The 21,318-nt window shown below is 36.0% G+C and carries 25 protein-coding genes and 1 other annotated feature; of the genes, 3 read left to right on the forward strand and 22 right to left on the reverse strand.

What is annotated here, in order from left to right; translation table 11 throughout:
- Positions 1 to 18: 18 nt before the first annotated feature.
- Positions 19 to 867, reverse strand: coding sequence for a phosphotransferase (locus ACEPXD_RS11870; protein ID WP_391116167.1), 849 nt, complete (start codon positions 865 to 867; stop codon positions 19 to 21).
- 3 nt (positions 868 to 870) lie between these two features.
- Entirely contained in the window at positions 871 to 1,839 is a 969-nt protein-coding gene (gene safA / locus ACEPXD_RS11875; protein ID WP_391116168.1) for a SafA/ExsA family spore coat assembly protein, read from the reverse strand.
- A 301-nt stretch (positions 1,840 to 2,140) separates the two neighbouring features.
- Between safA and ACEPXD_RS11880 the strand changes: the two genes are divergently transcribed.
- A protein-coding gene (locus tag ACEPXD_RS11880; RefSeq protein WP_391116169.1) for an IS3 family transposase occupies positions 2,141 to 3,282 on the forward strand; the annotation gives its coding sequence in 2 pieces (ribosomal slippage) (positions 2,141 to 2,414 and positions 2,414 to 3,282; 1,143 coding nt in all).
- A gap of 102 nt (positions 3,283 to 3,384) precedes the next feature.
- On the opposite strand, the gene pheA is transcribed toward ACEPXD_RS11880, so the two are convergent.
- The 20 genes from pheA to ACEPXD_RS11980 all read right to left on the reverse strand — a co-directional run bounded on the left by pheA (position 3,385) and on the right by ACEPXD_RS11980 (position 19,536).
- Positions 3,385 to 4,242 carry a prephenate dehydratase gene (gene pheA / locus ACEPXD_RS11885; RefSeq protein ID WP_391116170.1) on the reverse strand — a complete coding sequence of 286 codons (858 nt, stop codon included), beginning with the start codon at positions 4,240 to 4,242 and terminating at the stop codon, positions 3,385 to 3,387.
- A 12-nt stretch (positions 4,243 to 4,254) separates the two neighbouring features.
- The gene (locus tag ACEPXD_RS11890; protein ID WP_391116171.1) at positions 4,255 to 4,710 is read right to left on the reverse strand and encodes an ACT domain-containing protein; all 456 of its coding nucleotides are present in this window, start codon (positions 4,708 to 4,710) and stop codon (positions 4,255 to 4,257) included.
- A gap of 17 nt (positions 4,711 to 4,727) precedes the next feature.
- Complete coding sequence (obgE, locus tag ACEPXD_RS11895) at positions 4,728 to 6,017, reverse strand: GTPase ObgE (protein WP_391116172.1); 1,290 nt, start codon at positions 6,015 to 6,017, stop codon at positions 4,728 to 4,730.
- A 5-nt stretch (positions 6,018 to 6,022) separates the two neighbouring features.
- Positions 6,023 to 6,556 carry a Spo0B domain-containing protein gene (locus ACEPXD_RS11900; RefSeq protein WP_391116173.1) on the reverse strand — a complete coding sequence of 178 codons (534 nt, stop codon included), beginning with the start codon at positions 6,554 to 6,556 and terminating at the stop codon, positions 6,023 to 6,025.
- 413 nt (positions 6,557 to 6,969) lie between these two features.
- A complete protein-coding gene (gene rpmA / locus ACEPXD_RS11905; protein WP_090564003.1) occupies positions 6,970 to 7,260 on the reverse strand; it encodes a 50S ribosomal protein L27 in 291 nt (96 codons plus the stop codon).
- 12 nt (positions 7,261 to 7,272) lie between these two features.
- Positions 7,273 to 7,608 (reverse strand): ribosomal-processing cysteine protease Prp, encoded by a 336-nt coding sequence (locus ACEPXD_RS11910; RefSeq protein WP_391116174.1) that lies wholly within the window; start codon positions 7,606 to 7,608, stop codon positions 7,273 to 7,275.
- A gap of 1 nt (position 7,609) precedes the next feature.
- The gene (gene rplU / locus ACEPXD_RS11915) at positions 7,610 to 7,918 is read right to left on the reverse strand and encodes a 50S ribosomal protein L21 (protein ID WP_151700462.1); all 309 of its coding nucleotides are present in this window, start codon (positions 7,916 to 7,918) and stop codon (positions 7,610 to 7,612) included.
- Between the two features lie 12 nt (positions 7,919 to 7,930).
- Positions 7,931 to 8,010 (reverse strand) — a sequence feature (ribosomal protein L21 leader region).
- 51 nt (positions 8,011 to 8,061) lie between these two features.
- Positions 8,062 to 8,688 (reverse strand): site-2 protease family protein, encoded by a 627-nt coding sequence (locus ACEPXD_RS11920; RefSeq protein WP_391116175.1) that lies wholly within the window; start codon positions 8,686 to 8,688, stop codon positions 8,062 to 8,064.
- Positions 8,651 to 9,196 carry a hypothetical protein gene (locus ACEPXD_RS11925; RefSeq protein WP_391116177.1) on the reverse strand — a complete coding sequence of 182 codons (546 nt, stop codon included), beginning with the start codon at positions 9,194 to 9,196 and terminating at the stop codon, positions 8,651 to 8,653. Before ACEPXD_RS11925 ends, ACEPXD_RS11920 begins: the two co-directional genes overlap by 38 nt.
- Positions 9,197 to 9,289: 93 nt before the next feature.
- Positions 9,290 to 10,090 carry a septum site-determining protein MinD gene (gene minD, locus ACEPXD_RS11930; RefSeq protein ID WP_391116178.1) on the reverse strand — a complete coding sequence of 267 codons (801 nt, stop codon included), beginning with the start codon at positions 10,088 to 10,090 and terminating at the stop codon, positions 9,290 to 9,292.
- Between the two features lies 1 nt (position 10,091).
- On the reverse strand, positions 10,092 to 10,763 hold the full coding sequence (gene minC / locus ACEPXD_RS11935; protein ID WP_391116179.1) for a septum site-determining protein MinC: 672 nt from the start codon (positions 10,761 to 10,763) through the stop codon (positions 10,092 to 10,094).
- Positions 10,764 to 10,799: 36 nt separating this feature from the next.
- Positions 10,800 to 11,327 (reverse strand): rod shape-determining protein MreD, encoded by a 528-nt coding sequence (mreD, locus tag ACEPXD_RS11940; protein WP_391116180.1) that lies wholly within the window; start codon positions 11,325 to 11,327, stop codon positions 10,800 to 10,802.
- Positions 11,324 to 12,226, reverse strand: a complete 903-nt coding sequence (mreC, locus tag ACEPXD_RS11945; RefSeq protein WP_391116181.1) for a rod shape-determining protein MreC — start codon at positions 12,224 to 12,226, stop codon at positions 11,324 to 11,326. Before mreC ends, mreD begins: the two co-directional genes overlap by 4 nt.
- Positions 12,227 to 12,239: 13 nt before the next feature.
- Positions 12,240 to 13,259, reverse strand: a complete 1,020-nt coding sequence (locus ACEPXD_RS11950) for a rod shape-determining protein (RefSeq protein ID WP_391116182.1) — start codon at positions 13,257 to 13,259, stop codon at positions 12,240 to 12,242.
- A gap of 96 nt (positions 13,260 to 13,355) precedes the next feature.
- Positions 13,356 to 14,054, reverse strand: a complete 699-nt coding sequence (gene radC / locus ACEPXD_RS11955; protein ID WP_391116183.1) for a RadC family protein — start codon at positions 14,052 to 14,054, stop codon at positions 13,356 to 13,358.
- Positions 14,051 to 14,653, reverse strand: a complete 603-nt coding sequence (locus ACEPXD_RS11960) for a Maf family protein (protein ID WP_391116184.1) — start codon at positions 14,651 to 14,653, stop codon at positions 14,051 to 14,053. The genes radC and ACEPXD_RS11960 overlap by 4 nt, the downstream gene beginning before the upstream one ends.
- A 94-nt stretch (positions 14,654 to 14,747) precedes the next feature.
- Entirely contained in the window at positions 14,748 to 15,392 is a 645-nt protein-coding gene (locus ACEPXD_RS11965; protein ID WP_391116185.1) for a hypothetical protein, read from the reverse strand.
- Between the two features lie 87 nt (positions 15,393 to 15,479).
- On the reverse strand, positions 15,480 to 16,235 hold the full coding sequence (locus ACEPXD_RS11970; RefSeq protein WP_391116186.1) for a prepilin peptidase: 756 nt from the start codon (positions 16,233 to 16,235) through the stop codon (positions 15,480 to 15,482).
- Positions 16,236 to 16,510: 275 nt separating this feature from the next.
- Entirely contained in the window at positions 16,511 to 18,214 is a 1,704-nt protein-coding gene (locus ACEPXD_RS11975) for a sensor domain-containing diguanylate cyclase (RefSeq protein ID WP_391116187.1), read from the reverse strand.
- 98 nt (positions 18,215 to 18,312) lie between these two features.
- The gene (locus tag ACEPXD_RS11980; RefSeq protein WP_391116188.1) at positions 18,313 to 19,536 is read right to left on the reverse strand and encodes a bifunctional folylpolyglutamate synthase/dihydrofolate synthase; all 1,224 of its coding nucleotides are present in this window, start codon (positions 19,534 to 19,536) and stop codon (positions 18,313 to 18,315) included.
- An 87-nt stretch (positions 19,537 to 19,623) separates the two neighbouring features.
- On the opposite strand from ACEPXD_RS11980, the gene ACEPXD_RS11985 reads away from it, so the two are divergent.
- Together ACEPXD_RS11985 and ACEPXD_RS11990 are read left to right on the forward strand one after the other, a co-directional pair.
- The gene (locus tag ACEPXD_RS11985) at positions 19,624 to 20,502 is read left to right on the forward strand and encodes an ATP-grasp domain-containing protein (RefSeq protein WP_391116190.1); all 879 of its coding nucleotides are present in this window, start codon (positions 19,624 to 19,626) and stop codon (positions 20,500 to 20,502) included.
- The gene (locus ACEPXD_RS11990) at positions 20,499 to 21,317 is read left to right on the forward strand and encodes an ATP-grasp domain-containing protein (protein ID WP_391116192.1); all 819 of its coding nucleotides are present in this window, start codon (positions 20,499 to 20,501) and stop codon (positions 21,315 to 21,317) included. Before ACEPXD_RS11985 ends, ACEPXD_RS11990 begins: the two co-directional genes overlap by 4 nt.
- Position 21,318 lies beyond the last annotated feature (1 nt).

The following is a 21,318-nucleotide window of genomic DNA, read 5'->3' on the forward strand; positions in this document are numbered from 1 at the left end:
CAACGCTTATTCATCCTTTTATAAGTGACTTAAATTATAGCATAATTTTGGCCATTCTGTTAGTGCTTTATTTGTATATGGAATTAGTTGATCAATAAATTTTTGCTTTCTCTCTATTGGCAACGCATAAGCATATAGCCATTCCCTATATAATTCATTTGGATACATCAGTGCTTCTTTATGTTTTAAAACGACCTTTTCTAATAATGGAAATTCATGAATCAAAAAATAAATGTCATAGTCAATTGCCGGTAGTACACGATGCATCCACAAGATGTCTTCCACTTCCTTTGGACCAATTACAGCAAGATCAAAGTCTATCATTTTGTATGCTTTTTGATTGGACAAAAAGTTATGATGTACAACATCTCCATGCAATATCGTAATATCCTGATTACTAAACGATTGTATATTATTCAATGCAATTTCACCATATTGGATAAGCATCTTCGTTTTTTCTACACCCATATAAAATTCTGCAAAATAAGAAATCTCTTTCATTTTTAAAAACCGGTTTTGCCACTTAGCGATTAAATCAAACTGCCCCAACAAGTTGGAGTCTTCCCACTTGATCAATCGATTCGTTTCATGTAACTCACTTAATAAGGAATAGACTTCTTTTCGATCTCTTTCACTTCCATAATCAACTGAATGTGTCCCCTTAAACCAAGGTTGTATTATAAAGTCTTCTTGTGCAGACTCCATAACAGGTAATATAAATGGCTTATCGAGTTGCTGTAACTCTTGATGAATTAAACGAATCTTTTCTGCCTGTTCCACCGTCGAATACTTTTTTACAGAAAAAAGGCCATTTTCATTTTCCCATTTCCATACATTCTTTTTGATTTGTCTAATATAATTATTCACTTTTTAAAAGTGATGGAACGGATGTGGTGGACATGGATGTGGCGGACACGGATATACTGGCACGTAGCATACAGGCATATATGGATAATGCCCATAAGGTTGCATTTCCTGCATATCTGGTTCCATGTATGGGAATGACTGCATGGACTGACATTGTTCACATTGACACATTGGTTCGTACGGATACATTGGTACAAACTCGGAAGAAGGTTCTTCCATTATTGGACTCACATATTGTGGAGTAGGTGGCGCTGGAATTGGCTGTGGCTGTGGTGGTGGTTGAACTGGAGCCATTGGTTGAACTTGATTTATCGGATTTGCCTCATTTATTACTTTAATTTCTTCTTTTTCACGATCTTCATTATGAATATTTATATGAATCGATGTAGATTCAATAAGTCTCCACCCTTGAGGTGAAGGAGTCATTTCTATTTCTGGTACAGGCATTATATGATAGGGCATAGTATAGGTATGAACTGGTGGTGCTTGTTGAATCGGTGGAGCTAGTGGCGGTGCTTGTTGAACTGGTGGAGCGGATGGGGCAATTGGTACAGGTACAGGCATTGCTTTGTAAATCGGATGTACTGGTTGTGCTTTATAAATCGGATGAACTGCATGCGATATATGAACTGGATGAACTGGATGATGCGGGTGATGGTGATGAGTTTCGTGATGTGGATGAGTTTGATGCATATGATGAGTCGGTTGGTAATTTTTGTTAGTTCCTTGATGTGGTTGAATCTTGACTTCCTCCTTCTTAACCATTTGTTTCTTAACTTGACGTTCCTCGCTATATGGATGTCTCGTAGACTCCATCTTTTTCGTTTCAGGAATAAAAATCTTCATCCCCGGAACAATATACTCTGGATTTGCCAGGTGTGCATTTAACTTCTTTAATTCATCAAAGGAAACATCGTAGCTTCTCGATATTTTCCAAAGAGTGTCTCCTTTTTGTACGATATGAACGTGCACAGTTTTCCTCCTTCCTTCCCTATAAAATATGTATATCAATTTCAAATGGTCACATGTTTTCAAAACATTCTAAAGTCCCTTCATGTTAAACTTATGAAAAGACAGTAGGCAGTTATACCAGATTGGAAGGATTATTATTGAAAAAACTAATAGATATCCCTTTAGGCGAAACCTATACTAACCCAAATAAATAAGCACCTCCATTTGAAGGCACTGACCTAAATAAATGAGACAAATAAAAGCACCTTTCGTTGAAAAACGGGTATACAATACCTAAATTCAATACGGAGGTGTTTTTTCTATGGGGACAAGAGTCAGTTATCCAGTCGAAGTGAAAATGAAGGCGATAGAAATGCGATTGGCTAAGGTACCAGTAAAGGAAGTAATGGAAAAATTGAGTATTCGGAACAAAACGCAATTGAAGAGATGGATGCATTGGTATCGAAATGGAGAAATCCACCGTCTCCATCAACCAGTCGGTAAACAATATACCTTCGGTAAAGGACCGGAATATGGCAGTGAGACTGCCAAACTGCAGGCAGAGAATCGATATTTGAAACAGCAGATTGAAGTTTTAAAAAAGTACGAGGAATTGGAAAGGAAGTGGTGCCAAAAGTAGTGATCCAATTAGTTGAAGAATTAAAGAACGTTATGCCTGTCGGAGAGATTTGTCGTCACCTTGGTGTAGGTCGGTCATCTTACTATTGTTGGAGAAAGAATGCCGATCAAATCACACAAAAGGAGATTCGAGATCAACAGATTGGCGACATGTGCAAACAACATAAGTTCCGATATGGTTATCGAAAGATTTCCGCTCTATACACAGGAGTTTGTGTGAAAACTGTGCAGCGTGCTATGCAAAAATATGGTTGGCAATGTAGAGTAAAGGTGAAAAAAAGGAAGCGTACGGGACAGCCAGCATATGTCGCACCGAATTTATTGGAACGGGATTTTTCAGCTTCTAGTCCTTTGGAGAAGTTAGTTACAGATATTACGTACTTGCCTTTTGGCCAATCGATGATGTATCTTTCTAGTATTCTCGATGTCTTCAATGGCGAGATTGTGGCACAAACTATCGGTTTCAAACAAGACACCGATTTTGTGTTGGACACGCTCAATCAATTGCCAGATCTACCAGAAGGATGTATTCTGCATAGTGACCAAGGTTCCGTTTATACGTCCTATGCTTATCAAAAAGCAGTCAAAAAAAAAGGAATTACCATGAGCATGTCCCGCAAAGGCACGCCAGCTGATAATTCCCCAATCGAAACGTTTCATTCCACGCTAAAGTCTGAAACGTTCTATCTAGACAATATCTATCGCACAACGAATGCATGTGTGATACAAATCGTCGAAGAATACATTACTTATTATAACAATATCCGTATTCAAACGAAATTAAACAGCCAATCGCCGATTCAATACCGTCAATTGGCTGCATAATAGGGGTTTTTATTCCTGTCTCAAAAAGGGTAGTCAGTGCCGAATAGGAAGGTGCTTTTATTGTTTATTGTAAATATCAACTCATCAGCTAAAAAGTGTCTCTTAGGTTTCGTATGTATAATAAGAGCCTAGTGATTTAACTTCACATCCTAAAGCCCTTAACTCTTCCAAAGCCCCTATCATCATTGGCGTTCGCTCGTCTTCTAAAACATCAATCACAAAAAAGTATTGACCTAAGCCTGTTTTTAATGGGCGGGATTCAATTTTACTCAAATTGAGCTGTCTCCATGCAAAAACAGAAAGCACTTGATGTAACGCTCCAGAACGATCATCTTTTGGTAAAGTAATCATAACAGTCGTTTTCACTTGATCAATATGCACTTTCTTCTGTATGCAAAGATTGCTTCTTGAAAGAACAAAGAAACGTGTATGATTAAAATGGAAATCATGAATATTATGTCCAACAATCGATAAGCCATATTCAGTAGCTGCGGATGAATTTCCAATTGCAGCAATACAGTCCTGTTCATTTTCGGAAACAAACTTAGCTGCCGCTGCCGTTGAAGTTGCTTGTTCAAGAAGAACTTTGCCAAAACGATAATATAAATACTTATGACATTGAGCTAAAGCATGCGGATGAGAGAAGATCGTATTTATTTCTTCCCACTTTTTTTCATTATTAGGATGAACCATTAGATGTTGCTCAATTGGAGCTTGTATTTCCGCAATCACATATAAATCTACTTCATGAAATAAGTAATCAATTGTTAGCGGAACAGTCCCCTCTAAGGCATTTTCCAGAGGAACGACAGCAATATCTACTTTCCCATTTACTACTGACTCAATGCATTCAGGTATCGTTCGGGTAGATACAAGCAAATCACTTTGAAATAATGCTTTAGTTGCTAAATGCGTAAAGGAAGCTTCTGGTCCAAGATAAGCCACTTTTTGTATTGCCATATGTAATCCTCCTTACAAAGCACCAGAACTAATTACTTCAGCAGATTCCACAAAGTCTAGTCGCTTCATTTCATTGATAAAATCATCTAGTTGTTTTGTCATCTCCGTAACATCTAAAGACAATGTAACGCTTGCTCTTCCTTGGATCGGAATAGTTTGATGTATGGTCAAAATATTAATGGAAGATTCTGCAACAAGTTGCAAAAGTCTAGCAAGCGTGCCTTCTCTGTCCTCAAGTTGCAGAAATACCGTTAATATTCTTTCCTGTACAATCGAATGGAAAGGAAAAACCGCATCACGATACTTATAAAAAGCACTTCGAGATAAATCAACTTCTTTTACTGCATCCCAAATGGAAGACACTTTTCCAGATTGGAGAAGATGCTTTGCTTCCAAAGTTTTTTGCATTGCTTCGGTAAGAACATCTTCTCTTACTAAATAAAAGCGTTGATGCGTCACATCTTTCATACGGTTTCCTCATTTCCCTATTCGATAAACTCAAACTCAAATTCTAATAGTCGTACGGTATCTCCATCCTTAGCACCACGTAAACGAAGCGCTTCATCAATTCCCATCCCTCTCAACTGTCTAGAGAATCTGCGAATTGAGTCTTCACGGCTGAAGTCAGTCATTTTAAATAAGCGTTCCACTGTTCCACCAGCTAAAATAAATGATCCATCATCATCTCTTGAAATCGTGAAATCATCTTTTTTCGCTTCATATTTGTACATAACAGATGTTTCTGTTTCTTCTTCGACTAAATCTTCTAATGGGTATTCGGGAGCATCTTCTAACAAGTCGGCAATAGCGAAAAGTAAATCTTGTACTCCTTGTCGAGAAATTGCAGAGATTGAGAAGATTTTCACATCAGTTCCAATTTTTTCACGGAAGGCTTTTAAGTTTTCTTCCGATTCAGGCATGTCCATTTTATTTGCAACTATAAGTTGGGGTCTTTCTGTTAAACGTAGATTATATTGTTTTAATTCGTCATTAATCGTCAAGTAGTCTTCATAAGGATCTCGTCCTTCGAGTCCTGACATATCGATCATATGCACAATAACTCGTGTACGCTCAATATGACGCAAGAATTGATGACCTAGGCCTACACCCTCATGTGCACCTTCGATTAATCCTGGTAAGTCCGCCATCGCAAAGCTTCGATGATCTTCCGTTTCGACCATTCCTAAGTTAGGAACAATGGTTGTGAAATGATAAGGAGCGATCTTTGGTTTTGCAGCCGACACAACGGATAATAAAGTCGATTTCCCTACACTTGGGAATCCAACCAAACCAACATCCGCTAAAACTTTAAGTTCTAACGTAACATTTAACTCGAACCCTGGTTCACCTTTCTCAGAAAGCTCTGGTGCGGGATTGGCAGGAGTCGCAAAACGAGAATTCCCTCTACCACCGCGTCCCCCTCTAGCAATAGCTGCTTTTTGACCATGTTCCACTAAGTCAGCAATAACTTGACCAGTTTCTTCATTCATTACAACAGTACCTGGAGGAACTTTTACGAATAAGTCATCCGCATTTGCTCCATGCATATTCTTACTGCCTCCATGATCCCCACGGTTTGCTTTAAAAATTCGTTTATAACGGAAATCCATTAACGTACGTAAACCTTCATCTACTACGAAAATAACATCTCCACCATTTCCTCCGTCCCCACCTGCAGGACCTCCTAGAGGCACATACTTTTCGCGACGGAATCCAACCATACCATCTCCGCCGTCTCCACCTTTGACATACACTTTTACGTGATCAACAAACATTTATTTCACTCCAATCTCTCAGTTGCAATTAACTTAAATTTTATTCGGGATTCTGTGTTCATTTCTTTCTCCACACGAAATAAGTCTGTAAAAGACTCATCGATCCAAGTATATGAAGTCCATTCTCCAACTAATTCTACCTGAACTTCTAATACATCATGGGAATATAAACGAATGCTTAATATCTGTTCTTGATAACCTTTCAGCAAAGGATATATTGTGTCGATGAATCGTTTTAAATAATCTTTTAAAGGGGAATCGTATTGTTCCGCACCCCTTTTAAAGAGTATTGTTTGAACTTCTAACGATACTTTATTGTATTCCATACTGAATGTTTGTAGCCATTCATTTGTATTATACAAACCTATATTATTCACGTCGAAAAATTGGGTGCATTTTTGTGAGTATGTGCGAATAAGAGTTTTTGCCTCTTCGTGTCTACCCATATCTAAATTCATTTGAATTAAATGTAGATTATTTAAAAAATCATGCATCGTATGACGCAATACTTCATTAATTGATATTTGTTTAGGCTCCATATTCGTTTACACACTCCGTATTAAACTGTCCTTTTTCAAGTATAACAGGTCTAGCCCTTTTTTTCTTGTGAGAAATTAGAAAAGCTTAAGCGCCTATGTCTACCCCGTTCAGGCGAGTTTTTCTGCGATGTGCTTGCGCAGGAGCAAAATGGGGAAAAGCGAAGAGGCTGCTTCTAAGCCAACGCTGTTTTTTCACATTTGACCCCAATGCGGCAATGTTCTTCTGCGACGAGCTTTGCGCAGAAGCACAGACGCTGGAGTCCGGGCAGTTACTAAATAAAAAAAGAATACTTTCTTCTTAAGAAAAGCAGAAGCTAGTGTCTTTAAAGATTGTAAAAAAATTTCCAGCTATTTAAGTTTTATTCTTGAGAAAAGAAAAAGGACTGCATAAATGCAGTCCTTTTGTTTTTTGATTAAGCTTCTTGAGCTACAGGATATACACTTACTTTTTTCTTGTCGCGGCCGAAACGCTCAAAGCGCACTACACCGTCAACTTTCGCAAAAAGTGTGTCATCTCCACCACGTCCAACGTTTTCACCCGGATGAATTTTAGTACCGCGTTGACGATATAAAATAGATCCGCCTGATACAAATTGTCCATCAGCACGTTTAGCGCCAAGACGTTTTGATTGAGAGTCACGACCATTACGAGTCGAACCTACTCCCTTTTTGGATGCGAAAAACTGAAGATTTAATTTTAACATATGTTCCACCTCCTACTTTTTGAAGGTTATTTTTATATACTTCCCATAATCTTGCTCAATCGTTTGTAAAGAAACAATCATCGCTTCTAAAATTAACTGCATGTTAGCAGCTTTTTCTAGATTTGATATGCCTGGCACTTCGACGTATAAATAGCCTCCGTCACCTTTTTGCTTAATAATAGGAGTGATTTCTGTAAGTGCGATGATGGCATTAACTGCACCAAATGATACAGCAGACGCACCTGCACATACTAAATCTTTTCCATATTCCGCAAAATCAGCATGTCCTTTCATTTCAAATGAATGAATAAGACCTGATTGATCTTTTGTTACAGTCACTTTAATCATCTTATAAACTAATAGATTCTACTACTAATTTTGTGTATGGTTGACGATGACCTTGTTTTTTATGATAGTTCTTTTTCGCTTTGTATTTGAAAACGATGATTTTTTTAGCTTTGCCATTTTTTACAACTTTCGCTGTAACTGTAGCACCTTCCACGAATGGAGCACCAACTTTAACATCATCTCCACCTACGAATAAAACTTTGTCGAAAGTTACAACTTCATCAGCATTAGCATCTAATTTTTCAATGTAGATTTCTTGCCCTTGTTCAACTTTGATTTGTTTACCACCAGTTTCAATAATTGCGTACATACTTGCACCTCCTCTTAGACTAAGACTCGCCTTACAAAAGGTGACTCGATTACTCGAACACTTTAACCTTTTCAGAGCGGTTGTAACAACGGGTGCTGCTACAAACATTAACATTAGAATATTACCACATACACAATATCTAGTCAAGCATTTTTCGTTACATAGTCGAATGCTAGCTTGTACTTCCGAAATCTCCAATACGAATAATTTTGAAGCGCTAAAAATAAAAAAACAATTGTAACAGAAAGCGCTTTAGGAAAATAATATAAACTCACGCAGAAAATGAATAAACTAGAAAAGAGAGAAAAACCAATTACTTCAACATATTTATCTGGTATAAACAGCAATAAAGCTCGTCCTCCGTCTAGCGGATAAACAGGAAGTAAATTAAAGCAAAAAATAACAAACTGGATAAATACCATGATATTTTTCTGTGGAAGATCAACCAAACTGAAAAAGATCAATAATAGAAACGTAAAAAAAGGCCCAAATAATATTACTAAAAGCTGATCTGTATTAGTATTTTTGGAAAACTGCTCCATTTTAATTTCACCGCCATATGGTAAAATCGTGCAGGAGTTCACTCTTATCCCTAGAAGTTTTGCTGCAAATAAGTGACCTAGTTCATGAAATAATAGAGAACCAAATAAGATAGAGTAAACAGCAATTTCTCCAGACAAGTAGAAGAAAAGAAAAAATGGAATCATGATGGGATGCACTTTGAAAACCTTTTTATTCATCTGTTTCCGATAGCCACTCAATAAGTTCATTTACACCCAAATTTTTTCCATCTTTTACCACTTTAATATAAAGTAGCTCACTGTCCGCAGACGCAAATTTATCCCCTGCATTAATCGTTGTATATGGTAATTGATGAAACTCCTTTACAAATCCAAACGTCACAGTTTCCCCAGTATCATATAAGATAGAAAGAGTCTTTCCTGTCTTTTTAGTATATCCAGTAAATATGATAAAGCCATTTTCAGAAGCATAAAGATCTTGAGAATTATTAATCGATAAAATAGCTCCCTCCAACAAAGGCTGAATCGATTTATAATCGATTAAAGGAGGAGTTGCAATAGGTGCATTTACACTAATAAGATCATCCGGTTTTTTTATCCACTCGACTACTCTTTTAAAAATCGCACTTGGTTTTTGAGGTTCTAAAAGTGATGTGGAGTAACTAGTCGATAATACATCATTATTTTCAAATTTATTCAACATGAAGAATAGCATTACAAATACAAGTGCAAATATCCATTTTTTTTTCGATAGCATAACATTCCCCCTACTAGATATATATATGAAATAGGAGACTATTTAATGAAAAAAATAAACCGACTACCAAATAATTTGGTAGTCGGCTTATATTTATTTTGCAAAAATAGATTTGATTTTAGACATTACACCTTTTTTCGGCATGTCCATTGACATTAAAGGTACAGACTCGCCTAAAATGCGACGTGCAATATTACGGTACCCAAGTGCAGCTCTATTCGAGGGATCCATGACAACAGGTTCCCCCTTATTCGAAGAAGTAATAACACTTTCATCATCAGCTATAATTCCCAATAAATCAATCGATAAATGAGTCGTTATTTCATTAATATCTAACGCTTCGCCTTTATTCATCAAATGCTGGCGAATGCGATTAATAATCAATTTCGGTGGATCGATCGATTCTTCTTGCTCTAGTAACCCAATTATACGGTCTGCATCGCGAACTGCTGAGATTTCAGGTGTTGTGACAACAATTGCTTTGTCTGCTCCTGCGATTGCGTTTTTATACCCTTGCTCGATACCAGCAGGACAGTCAATTAACACATAATCATAGTCCCGTTTTAACTCGGTCACAAGCTCTTTCATCTGCTCTGGGTTTACTGCATTTTTATCGGTCGTTTGAGCAGCTGGTAGTAAAAATAATCGATCCTCAAAACGTTTATCCTTCACTAGCGCTTGATGCACTTTACAACGTCCTTCTATGACATCTACTAAATCATAAATAATTCTATTTTCAAGACCTAGAACGACATCTAAGTTTCTTAGACCGATATCAGTGTCCATTAAACAAACTTTTTTCCCTTGAAGAGCCAATGCAGTTCCAAGGTTTGCAGTTGTCGTCGTTTTACCGACTCCTCCTTTCCCAGAAGTTATTACGATTGCTTCTCCCACATTAGCTTCCTCCTTTAAATGTTGATAGATTCGGTCTTATTAATCGAAGCTCTTGCAAACGATCAATTGCTATAAAACCATTTGCATGTAAATAAGCACATTCCATCTCAGGATGTTCAGATAATATAGTTAACTCATCTGTCATTGTTTCTACGACATTATCTATGATCAAATGAGTAGCTTCTAACCAGGAAGCTGCAATAACTGCATCTCGATTTCCATTAGATCCAGCATGCGCAATTCCTTTTAAACGTCCTAATACAAACACATTACCACCCGCAACAACTCGACCATTCGGATTAACATCTCCAATAACAACTAAATCACCTATTGCGGTAATTATTTGGCCAGATCGTACAATCCCTACATAAGTTTCCGACTGATTTTCTAACAATCTTATATTGCATTCTTCTACAGTCATTACTTCACTTTGAATTTTCGCTACTCGAAGATGTTCTGTTTGTTGAACACAGTTAATAATTTCTTTCGCTTGTTCATCATTGCAATATCGATTTCCTAGTTGTAAAAGTACCTCAGCTTGACCTTCAAAACCCTCATCAGAAACCTTCTTTGCTAATTCTTCTAAAAGTTCTGTATATGAACACTGATCGTCTAGGCGTAATACAAGGCCCTCTTTCGTTCCTTTTATAGATATTAACTGCTTTTTCGTCAATCAAGCCACCTCAGATTCACCATTTAAACCTAAACATTATTTTTGAAGTAATAATGTTTTTTGTTTAAATCGATTTAGAAGAATATATTTAAAAACCCACCCGAACATCACGATAAAGACTAAGTTACCAATCATCGTTGGTAAAAGATTATGTTGTAAAAAATCTGTAAATGTTATGCTTTTTATCCCTATAAAAGTATAAAATAAAAACAATAATAACTCTACAACCGTCACTAAAATTAGTGTTATAAGCGTCGCTACAACTAAATGCTGATGTACATATTTTGCAATAAAACTAGCAACTAAACACATGAGAGGATAAATAAAAGAATATAATCCAATAATATCAATGAAAAAGACATCATACAAGAGTCCAAAAAATATTGCATAGATCATAGCACGTTTTCGGTCATAATATATGGAGACAAATATTAAATACATGATTAAAAAACGAGGAACTAAAATATAGAAATCATTATTGAGCTCAATGGGAGAAAAAAGTCCAAAAATCGGTTCCATATAAAATAATAGAACCGAAATGATAATTACTAATAAACGAATCATGAGCCGTCACCCGCACCTTTTGTTAAATCGCTCTCTGTATTTTTTCCATCCGTTCCATCTATTACAGAAATGGAACGTTTCGAAATAATAACATGATCTAAAATGGAGAAACTGGCTGCTGGTTTTACATAAGCAAGTTTTGTTAAGCCGTAGTCATCCGTAGTCACTTCCGTAACTTCTCCGATTAAAATACCTTTTGGAAAAATTCCACCTAAACCAGATGTAGTAACTTTTTGTCCTTTTTTCACTTCAAACTCGGAATCGATTCGCTTTAATATAAGCTCTTTTCGTTTTTCATCATATCCTTCGATTAATCCAAATACTTCTTCTTTACCTGCAATAACTGCGGATACCCTGTAATTCGGATTTTGTGTAGATAATAGTTCTACAGTAGATGAATATGGTGTAGTCAACGTTACTTTCCCAATTAGGCCTTGCGCAGTCATAACAGCCATATTAACTTTTACCCCGTGAATCTTTCCTTTATCAATAATGATCTTTTCTTCCCACTGGTCAGGATTTCTTGCAATAACAGTAGATTGAATTGGATCATATGCACGAAGACTTTCTTTTATATCTACAATTTTCCGTAATTCCTTGTTTTGTATTTCTAAATCATTCACATCTGCTTGTAAGGTAGCATAATCTTCTAATCTAGCTTTTAATCGTTTATTTTCATCATATGTATTAAGTAATGATTCAACATTGCTAAAAACTCCAGTAACATAGTGTGTCGGCTTTGAAAAGATGGATTGTCCAAAGCCGACCACGTCTTTAACTAGTTGTTCCGGAACAGATGCATGATCACGTTCTCGTAACGAAAAGCTGATGAGTGCCACAAGAAAAATCATTCCTACAAGCAGCAATATTAATCGCTTATTTGAAAAAAACTGTGGCATATCTCACTACCCCTTAATATTTCGTTTGTTGTCGTTTCAATAAGTCCATATGATCTAGTGCCTTCCCAGTACCAAAAGCGACACAATCTAATGGGTTTTCTGCAATAAATACAGGCATATTCGTTTGATAACTAATAACTTTATCTAAATTTTTAAGTAGTGCTCCACCGCCTGTAAGCATAATTCCACGTTCCATTACATCTGCTGATAGTTCTGGAGGTGTTTGCTCAAGCGTTTTCTTCACACCATCAATAATGGCAGCAATAGATTCACGAAGTGCATTAGCAATTTCTTTTGAAGATATTTCAATAGTTTTCGGTAAGCCAGTAACTAGATCTCGTCCACGAATATCCATCTGATCTTCTGTATCCATTACTCTAGCCGATCCAATTTCAATTTTAATCGCTTCCGCAGTTCGTTCACCAATTGTTAGATTATACGTTTTACGCACATAACTAGTAATCGCCTGATCCATCGCGTCTCCGCCTACTCGAACAGACTCACTTGTTACAATTCCACCTAGTGAAATGACTGCTACTTCTGTCGTACCTCCACCTATATCAACGACCATACTACCAGTAGGTTCCCAAACAGGTAAATTTGCACCGATTGCTGCAGCAAATGGTTCTTCGATAGTTACTGCATCGCGAGCTCCAGCTTGTTTCGCTGCATCAATAACTGCACGTTGCTCGACAGAAGTAATGCCAAATGGGACACAAATCATCACATTTGGTTTGCTCCATGACATACCTGCTGCTTTCATTGCATTTTTTAAATAATATTCTATCATTGCAGATGTTGTATCAAAGTCAGCAATTACGCCATCTTTCATTGGACGAATCGCTACGATAGAACCCGGTGTACGACCAATCATATTTTTTGCATCATTACCTACCGCAACAATAGATCTATTTTGTACGTTTTTAGCTACTACAGATGGTTCTCTTAAAACAATACCTTTACCTTTAATAAATACTAACGTATTCGCTGTTCCTAAATCGATACCTACATCTCTTGATCCAAATCCAAACACTATTTTTTACTCCCTTTCCATCTAACGCGAGTTTCTCTATGTTATTTTTAAAGTCATAACTCACATTATAACGGATAGAACGGAAAATGCACAGTGTCACATGTACCCCTTTTCTTTTAAACTAATAAATTGATGATCTCCGATGATGACATGATCTAATAATTCAATCCCCATAAGCTGTCCTGCTTCTAATAATCGTTTGGTTACATCAATATCTTCGGGTGATGGTGCGGGATTTCCGGAGGGATGGTTATGTGCGCAAATTATAGATGCCGCTGAACGTTTCACAGCTTCGCGGAAGATTTCACGTGGATGAACTATTGATGCATTGAGAGAACCGATAAAAATGGTTTGTTTGTGAAGTATTTGATTCTTTACGTTTAAAAAAAGTGTAACAAAATGTTCTTGTTTCAAAGAAGTCATATCGGGCATTAAATAAGTTGCGGCGTCTTTTGGAGATCTTATGGTAAACTTATTATCTGTTTGTTGCTGGGATAATCTTCTCCCCAGCTCAACCGCAGCTAAAAGTTGGACAGCTTTTGCTTCCCCGATACCTTTCACAGACATCATTTCTTCTATAGTCGCATTTTTTAATTCTTGAATTTGTTCAAAAAAGGTGATGACTCGATTAGCTAGATGAAGAACTGACTCTTGCTTCGTACCAGTACGAAGCAAGATAGCTATCAATTCTTGATTAGATAAACTTTCAGCACCTTGTCTTATTAATCTTTCACGGGGACGATCTGCTAAATGCACATCACGAATCATTAAAGAAGGTGGCAAATTCACTGTCATTTGGATTTCTCCTTAGCAAATTCTATAACCTCTAAATTAAGTAGCGTTCGATACAAACGACTTAAAGGTAGACCTACCACATTGTTATAATCTCCTTGAATCTTTTCAACAAATAATCCACCCATCGTTTGTATCCCATAACCACCTGCTTTGTCTAGCGGATCACCAGATTCCACATAGGCTTCGATTTCCTCATCTGAAAGCTCATAAAATTTCACTAAAGTGGATTCCGAGAAAGCGACACTAATATTAGGTCCTAATATAGAAACTCCTGTTATAACATTATGAACTTTCCCAGATAGTAATTTAATAAATTTTTTGGCTTGAGCATTGCTGGTGGGCTTAGATAATAGCGCTTTTCCAATTCGAACTGTAGTATCAGCAGCAATGACAATCGCATCTGAATTTCTTCGGAAAACTGCAGTAGCTTTTAAATCTGCAATCGCAATCGCCATTTGCTCGGGATCATAAACACCATCTAACTCTTCTAAAACTCCAGATGGTTGGACTTCGAACGGAATACCTAAACTACTAAAAAGCTCTTTTCTTCTTGGCGACTCACTTGCTAAGATAATTTTTCTGTCTGTTATTAGTTTCATGTTAATTCCTCCTTTACAATAGGATACAAAAGAATTGTAAAAATGGGAATTGTGCGAGAAATGTGTACAACTTCATTTTGGCGTCATTTTAGTATCAGAAATTCAATTTCAAGCAATTATTTTGTTCCAAATAATGAGTCAAAATTAATAATCGAATAACGGCAGAATCATCCGTAAACGTTGATATCGCAGCAACAACGCTCATCAAATCGCCAGGATAATCTTCTTTTTTTGCAAGCTTATCAAAATAATTTTTTGATATTTTTTCTTCTTGTAATAGATTGATAATATTTTTCGTTTTTGGATCTTCACAACTCTTCGTGGAAATAGTTAAAGGTTTAATGAAAGTAGGTAAATTTTCATTTTCCGAAGCACTCACTTCATTCACAAACAGCTGACTCCACACGTAATATTGATTGTTCACATTAATAATGCTCGCTTTTTGAAGGCTCGGCTGTTCACTTATAAAGGCAAAAGCGCTCTCTTTTGTCGTAAACATGCCATATTGTTTCGCTTTGAATGGAAGGGCACCATCTGCACTTACTTCTATTTTATCTATTTCATCTATTTCTTCTTCCACCTTTGAAGGAGTTGAAACTTGTTCAGTATCTGCTACTTTCTTTTCATTCGATAAACTTAATATAAATCCAAAAAGTAAAACGCCAACAACACCTATCACTAACCCTTGTATTCCCGCTAATATTACTTTATTCCTTGAATTCCGTCTTCTAATTGGCATGAATTCACCTCTTTTATTCACAACCTTAACATGCGGTAAATAAAAAAAGACGAGACCTATGTCGGCTCGTCCATAAAATTTATCGCGTTAAAAAAACAAATTTACATACCAATCGACAAGCGCACTTCCGTAAAAGTATGAAATAACTGCAGCTACAGCAATCGATGGCCCAAATGGTATGGGAGTTTTACGTCCCTTCTTTGCAATCTTCAAAGAAATAACACCTACAATAGCACCAATGAAAGACGCCAAAAATAGAGTTACTAAAGTCTGCGTAATACCTAAAACAATCCCGATGACAAAAAACAATTTAATATCCCCGCCACCCATTCCGCCTTTCGACAACACTGCAATCAAAAATAAAATCCCAAACCCAATAACCGCTCCGATTATACTATCCCACCAAGGAGTTAAAGGCGATAGTATCCTGCCGGCAATTAAAGGAATTACGAAGAATAAAAGAATCTTATCTGGTATGAGCATATAGGCAATATCCGATACCGTAATTATCACAAGCAACGAAATAAATAGGATAGCTACGATCAATTCCTTTGAAAATCCAAGTTGGACAAATGCAAAAGCAAATAAGACTCCCGTTGAAAGCTCCATCAAGGGATACATCCAATGAATCTTCGTCCCACACCCACGACATTTCCCTCTTAAAAAAAGATAGGAAAATACCGGCACTAAATCTAATAACGTTAGATTTCGATCACATACTGTGCAATGGGAAGGAGGTTTTACAATAGACTCCCCTTTAGGAACGCGTAGTCCTACTACATTGAAGAAGGAGCCGGAAATTAAGCCGTATAAGAAAAATAATAATGTATAAAATATGATCATTTTAATTCTCCATTATTTTAGTTCATTATAATAAAACGTAGTCAATTGAATTTCTGCAAAAATTGTTTCTTCCGAATCCATTTCGTACATTTGTTCTTCACCATGCATAGTAAACTTTATTTGATCAACATGGACAATTCATTCTAAATTTCCAAGTTCTTTAATAAAAAAATTTAGATGGTCGTAATCTTATGTTAATACAGAAATATTTTAGGTAATTACCTTAAATTGAGCAGGAAGTGCAATATTAGGTTTCGAGAGCTATTAAAATGTTCCTACTTCACATACTCCGCAACTCTATTCCGACCAGCCTGCTTTGCGCCGACATAAAGTGCACGATCTGCATTTCTTAATAAAGCCATTCCTTCATCACTATCCTCTGGAGCTGAGGAGACACCTATACTTGCAGTAATAAAAATAATTTCTTCCCTAGAAACTTCATCTAAATCTAACTGGACAATAAATGGTGTTTGCTCAACTTTTCGACGAAGTTGTTCTGCAATAGCGATTGCTTGTAATTTCGAATAATTTGGGAGCAGAATAACGAACTCCTCCCCTCCGTACCGCGCAACAGTTCCACTGGAGCCAATTTCTTGGCTAATAATTTGTGCAAACTCTTGTAGGATTAGATTTCCGCTTTGATGGCCATAAGTATCGTTGACTCCTTTAAATTTGTCGATATCTAACATGATTAAAGAGACAGAATGATACTTACCTTCCTCTAAGTTTTTCATATTCAGTACCAATTGCTTATCCAAATATCGGTAGTTGTGAATTTTTGTTAATTCACATATCTCACTTTTTTCAACGGCTTCTTTCACATACCTTGCTTTTTCTAGCGACACTGCGAAATAAGAGCATAATAAATGTACGATCTTCAACTGATAGGGTTCAAATACATGTTTCTCTCTTGCAGCTAATATTAGCACGGCTTCTATTTTTTGGTTGCGATAAATCGGTACACACATGACACTTTGCATATCATTCGCTAAAAACGGAGGCATCATATAATTCCACTCAGACTGTTTTTTATATAAAACAGGAATACCTTTTTCATATCCCTTACCAACTAGACTATATTTTATATCTTCATGTGCGAATTGAATTTCTTTATTCACACCATCTTCTATTGCACGTAAAATGAAAAACTGATCATCTACATTATCGACAATATACCCACAGTCAATCGGAAACATATTTGCTAATCGCTCTAAAAACATATCCAAAATTTCTTTACTTGTCATTCGCTCTGCTAGCTGATGCCCAAACTCACTGGCTTTGTTCAAATCAGCATTCACTTTTTCTGAATTACTATACATACGGATGAGAAAGGTGATTGTAATTAACGGTATTCCTAAGAGCCATAATGCCGTAGTGCCTATAGAGTTTTCGAAAAGATATAAGCTTATACCAAATGGTAGTGTCATTAATAAGCAAGAAATTTCCCAATAAAAATCTTTTGTTAATAGTATCGGATTGAAACCGCATACATACTCACGAATATATAAAATTACATGATTAAATAATATATAAGTAATTGCATAGATCGAACCATATAAAACCACATCTTTCATGTTTACGTTTCCTATTTCATAACCTAATGCCATGACGAGTGAACCACATAAAACAGAAAGACTAAAAAACATAAAAGAATTGAAAAAATATTTATAAAGTGTCTGACGATTGATCTTCATGTGATAAATAATTGGAAACAGACATAATTGCATAGAAATAAGTTCAGCTAATAGTCCAAATTTCAAAAAGATAGCCATATTGACCCACAATACTAAAACAAGGGTTGAGCCTGCGATAAAGAAGGGAAATATGCTTGATAATAAAGCTAAAAGTAAAAAGTATCCATAATGCTCCCAGTCAAATAGTTGCGTTGGTGATTTTAAATATACTAACAACGTACCTAAAGGCACGCATAATAGCCACATTATTACCATTACATTTTTTGCTTTATGTGTATAATTCATAGGACTATTAATCTCCTCTTTGCATTTTTTTCTATTACAATAAGCTTATTACCCTAATAATTAAATTGTAACACGTAATTTACAGAAAAATTCAAATACTATTTTCCTGTTTTACTTCTAATTTCTGAGATAAAGTACAAAGAACCCGTGATAATAGTTATATCAATATTTAGATTTTTTCCAATATTAACTTTATCTATATCTTTAGTAACTACTTTGACTTCATGTAAACAATGTTTATACAACTCTTTAGCAGATAAAGCTCGTTCATGGTGAAATTCTACAAATTCAAATGAGGACCCTACTTCCTCTAATCTTCTTAACATACTCACATAATCTTTATCCTTTAAAATACCAATTATAAAGTGGATTCGTTTATTTGGAAAATATTTTTTTATCGTCTCTACTAATGCATCAATACTCGCTTGGTTATGGGCTCCATCACAATAAATGTTTCCCCTTATATTCTCCATTCTTCCAGATAAACTGGCTTGTCCCACTGCCAATTGAGTTTTGCTTTCCTCTAAACTAAAACCACATTCTACTAATGCAGTTATACTTAGCGCCATATTGGACATTTGATGTTCGCCAATCATTCTAGGATGTAATTGCTCAAATTGAATATTTCCATATGTATATGTATTGTTTTCTACAATAAAATCCCTCTCAAACTCAATGACAGATGTACTTTTTTCATTTGCTTCTGTTATAAATACATTTCTTGCTTCTTCTACTAACAGACCTATAACTAGTTTTCCATTCTCTTTCAAAACTCCTGCTTTATGCCAACTTATTTCTTCGATTGTCTCTCCTAAAAAATTGGTATGATCAATCGAAATACTAGGAATAACAGCAATTGACTTTTTCATTACATTCGTACTATCAAACCTTCCACCCATACCAGCTTCTAGGAATAGGACATCTACCGCTACATCTTCAAATACTAGAAAAGCTGTCACCGTCAATAATTCAAAATCAGTTAACATCCCACTAAGTCCAGCTTGTTGCATCTTTTGAAATGCTCTATCCATTTGTTCAGATGTTACATGTTGACCGTTCAATTGAATTTGATCATGAACATCTATAATACACGGTGACGTAAAAGATCCATAAGTTATTCCATGTTCTCTAGCTATAGCACTTAAAAATGCAATAGTCGAACCTTTTCCATTCGTACCAGCTACATGTATTATTCGGTGTTTGTCTTGTGGGTTTCCTAGTTTATCTAAAGCTAGTTGAATAGATTCTAATCCTGGTTTAATAATCGTTTCACTTAGTACTTTCCACTTTTTTTTATATATATTAAAATTAGTTATTTCCACTTACTTCACCCTATTCCTTCTAGATTAAATTCGTGCTAAACTTCTTGTGGATACTATTATATCACGCATTAGCGGAGGTCAATCATTATGCAAACATGTTGGATTGTATACAACGGTAGTCTTACAGATGAAAAATTTATCGATCAAGCTCTCCTCCTTCAAGAAGCAGCTAATAAGCAAGGAATTCAAGCAACACTAGTTAAAAATTATGAGCTTTTAATGGACGTCCAGCATGGATTACATGAAAAACCGGACTTTGTCGTCTTTTTAGATAAAGACATATTATTAGCAAAGTTTCTTAAAAATGAAGGAATTCCCGTTTTTAATGATCCAGATGTTATTGAAATTTGTGACAATAAAGCAATGCAATATATGGAATTAGCAAAGGCTCACATTCCAATGCCAAGAACCATTATAGCTCCAAAAGTGTATGCTAACTTTACAATTCAGCATACTGGATTCTATGAGCAAGTATTACAAACGATTCATCTACCTATGATTATTAAAGAAGCACATGGATCTTTTGGTATGAAAGTATATTTAATCGAAACTAAAAAACAGTTTTTCGATAAAGTGGAAGAACTGAATGGAAAAGAATTTGTTTTCCAAGAGTTTATTGAGTCAAGTAGAGGCCGTGATATTCGTGTAAATGTTGTCGGTGAACAAGTTGTTGCATGTATGTACCGACATTCTGAAACAGATTTTCGTGCAAATATTACAAACGGCGGAACAGCTTCACCTATCATTCTTACGGAAAGACAAAAAGAGGTAGCGATACTTGCTGCTCAAGCATTAAATGCAGAATTTGCCGGTGTCGATTTGTTGTTCGGAGAAGATGAAGAGCCATTAGTTTGCGAAGTGAACGGCGTTGCGCATATCCGTAATCTATACAATGTAACTGGAATAAATGTAGGAGATGCAATGATCCGTTATATACTTTCCAAAGTAGGCGCTGTCGTAATATGAAAGGTTTATTAATATACGAATTGAAAGAAATAGAACGAAATAGCAGTTTTATTGAACGATTAATAATAGCTGCTGAAAGATTTGGACATACACTTACGGTAATAGACGATCAAAACTCATCTATCCCCGAAGCCGATTTCATCTTTTTCAGAGCTAGAAATCCAAAGTTATCGAAACAATTAGAGGAACATAATCTTCCGATGTTTAACCGTGCAGAAGTAAATGTCATTGCAAATGATAAATACAAAGCAATTCAACTCGTCCAACTTTTAGGAATTCCATCTGTTCCTACTAGGAAAATAAAAACAATTTCCGATATTTGCGATTATCCAATTGTCTTAAAAACAGTGGATGGTCATGGTGGGACGCAAGTAGAACTAATTCAGTCAGAAGAACAGGCAAAAGTGTTCTTCGAAGAGCACTTATCTAAGACAATAATCGCTCAAACCTATATCGAAACAAAAGCAACAGATGTTAGAGTGTTCATGCTAGGAACGGAAGTAATTGGAGCAGTTAAACGAATTGGTGTAGCTGATAGTTTTAAGTCAAACTTCACATTAGGCGGCACAGTTGAAGCATATTCTTTGAACTCTCAACAACTTGCAGATGTAGAAAAAATTGCAACAGCTTTGAAAAGCGATTATATTGGAATTGACTTCCTTTTACTTCCAGATGGAAATTGGTTGTTCAATGAAATCGAAGATCCGGTTGGAGCAAGGTCATACTATGCTACAACTAAAAAAGATATCGCCATTCCAATAATGGATTATATTAACAAAAAAATAACAAAAAATCCAGGTCAGATGAGCGTCTAAC

Origin of the sequence: Psychrobacillus sp. L3, assembly GCF_042945595.1 — a bacterium.
Taxonomy (GTDB): Bacteria; Bacillota; Bacilli; order Bacillales_A; family Planococcaceae; genus Psychrobacillus.

Coding starts and splice junctions, on each gene's coding strand:
- pheA (WP_391116170.1), bottom strand. CDS start 4,242: ATGGCAATACAAAAAGTGGCTTATCTTGGACCAGAAGCTTCCTTTACG.
- ACEPXD_RS11890 (WP_391116171.1), bottom strand. CDS start 4,710: ATGAAAGATGTGACGCATCAACGCTTTTATTTAGTAAGAGAAGATGTT.
- obgE (WP_391116172.1), bottom strand. CDS start 6,017: ATGTTTGTTGATCACGTAAAAGTGTATGTCAAAGGTGGAGACGGCGGA.
- ACEPXD_RS11900 (WP_391116173.1), bottom strand. CDS start 6,556: ATGGAGCCTAAACAAATATCAATTAATGAAGTATTGCGTCATACGATG.
- rpmA (WP_090564003.1), bottom strand. CDS start 7,260: ATGTTAAAATTAAATCTTCAGTTTTTCGCATCCAAAAAGGGAGTAGGT.
- ACEPXD_RS11910 (WP_391116174.1), bottom strand. CDS start 7,608: ATGATTAAAGTGACTGTAACAAAAGATCAATCAGGTCTTATTCATTCA.
- rplU (WP_151700462.1), bottom strand. CDS start 7,918: ATGTACGCAATTATTGAAACTGGTGGTAAACAAATCAAAGTTGAACAA.
- ACEPXD_RS11920 (WP_391116175.1), bottom strand. CDS start 8,688: ATGAACTTATTGAGTGGCTATCGGAAACAGATGAATAAAAAGGTTTTC.
- ACEPXD_RS11925 (WP_391116177.1), bottom strand. CDS start 9,196: ATGCTATCGAAAAAAAAATGGATATTTGCACTTGTATTTGTAATGCTA.
- mreD (WP_391116180.1), bottom strand. CDS start 11,327: ATGATTCGTTTATTAGTAATTATCATTTCGGTTCTATTATTTTATATG.
- mreC (WP_391116181.1), bottom strand. CDS start 12,226: ATGCCACAGTTTTTTTCAAATAAGCGATTAATATTGCTGCTTGTAGGA.
- radC (WP_391116183.1), bottom strand. CDS start 14,054: ATGACAGTGAATTTGCCACCTTCTTTAATGATTCGTGATGTGCATTTA.
- ACEPXD_RS11960 (WP_391116184.1), bottom strand. CDS start 14,653: ATGAAACTAATAACAGACAGAAAAATTATCTTAGCAAGTGAGTCGCCA.
- ACEPXD_RS11965 (WP_391116185.1), bottom strand. CDS start 15,392: ATGCCAATTAGAAGACGGAATTCAAGGAATAAAGTAATATTAGCGGGA.
- ACEPXD_RS11970 (WP_391116186.1), bottom strand. CDS start 16,235: ATGATCATATTTTATACATTATTATTTTTCTTATACGGCTTAATTTCC.
- ACEPXD_RS11975 (WP_391116187.1), bottom strand. CDS start 18,214: ATGAATTATACACATAAAGCAAAAAATGTAATGGTAATAATGTGGCTA.
- ACEPXD_RS11985 (WP_391116190.1), top strand. CDS start 19,624: ATGCAAACATGTTGGATTGTATACAACGGTAGTCTTACAGATGAAAAA.
- ACEPXD_RS11990 (WP_391116192.1), top strand. CDS start 20,499: ATGAAAGGTTTATTAATATACGAATTGAAAGAAATAGAACGAAATAGC.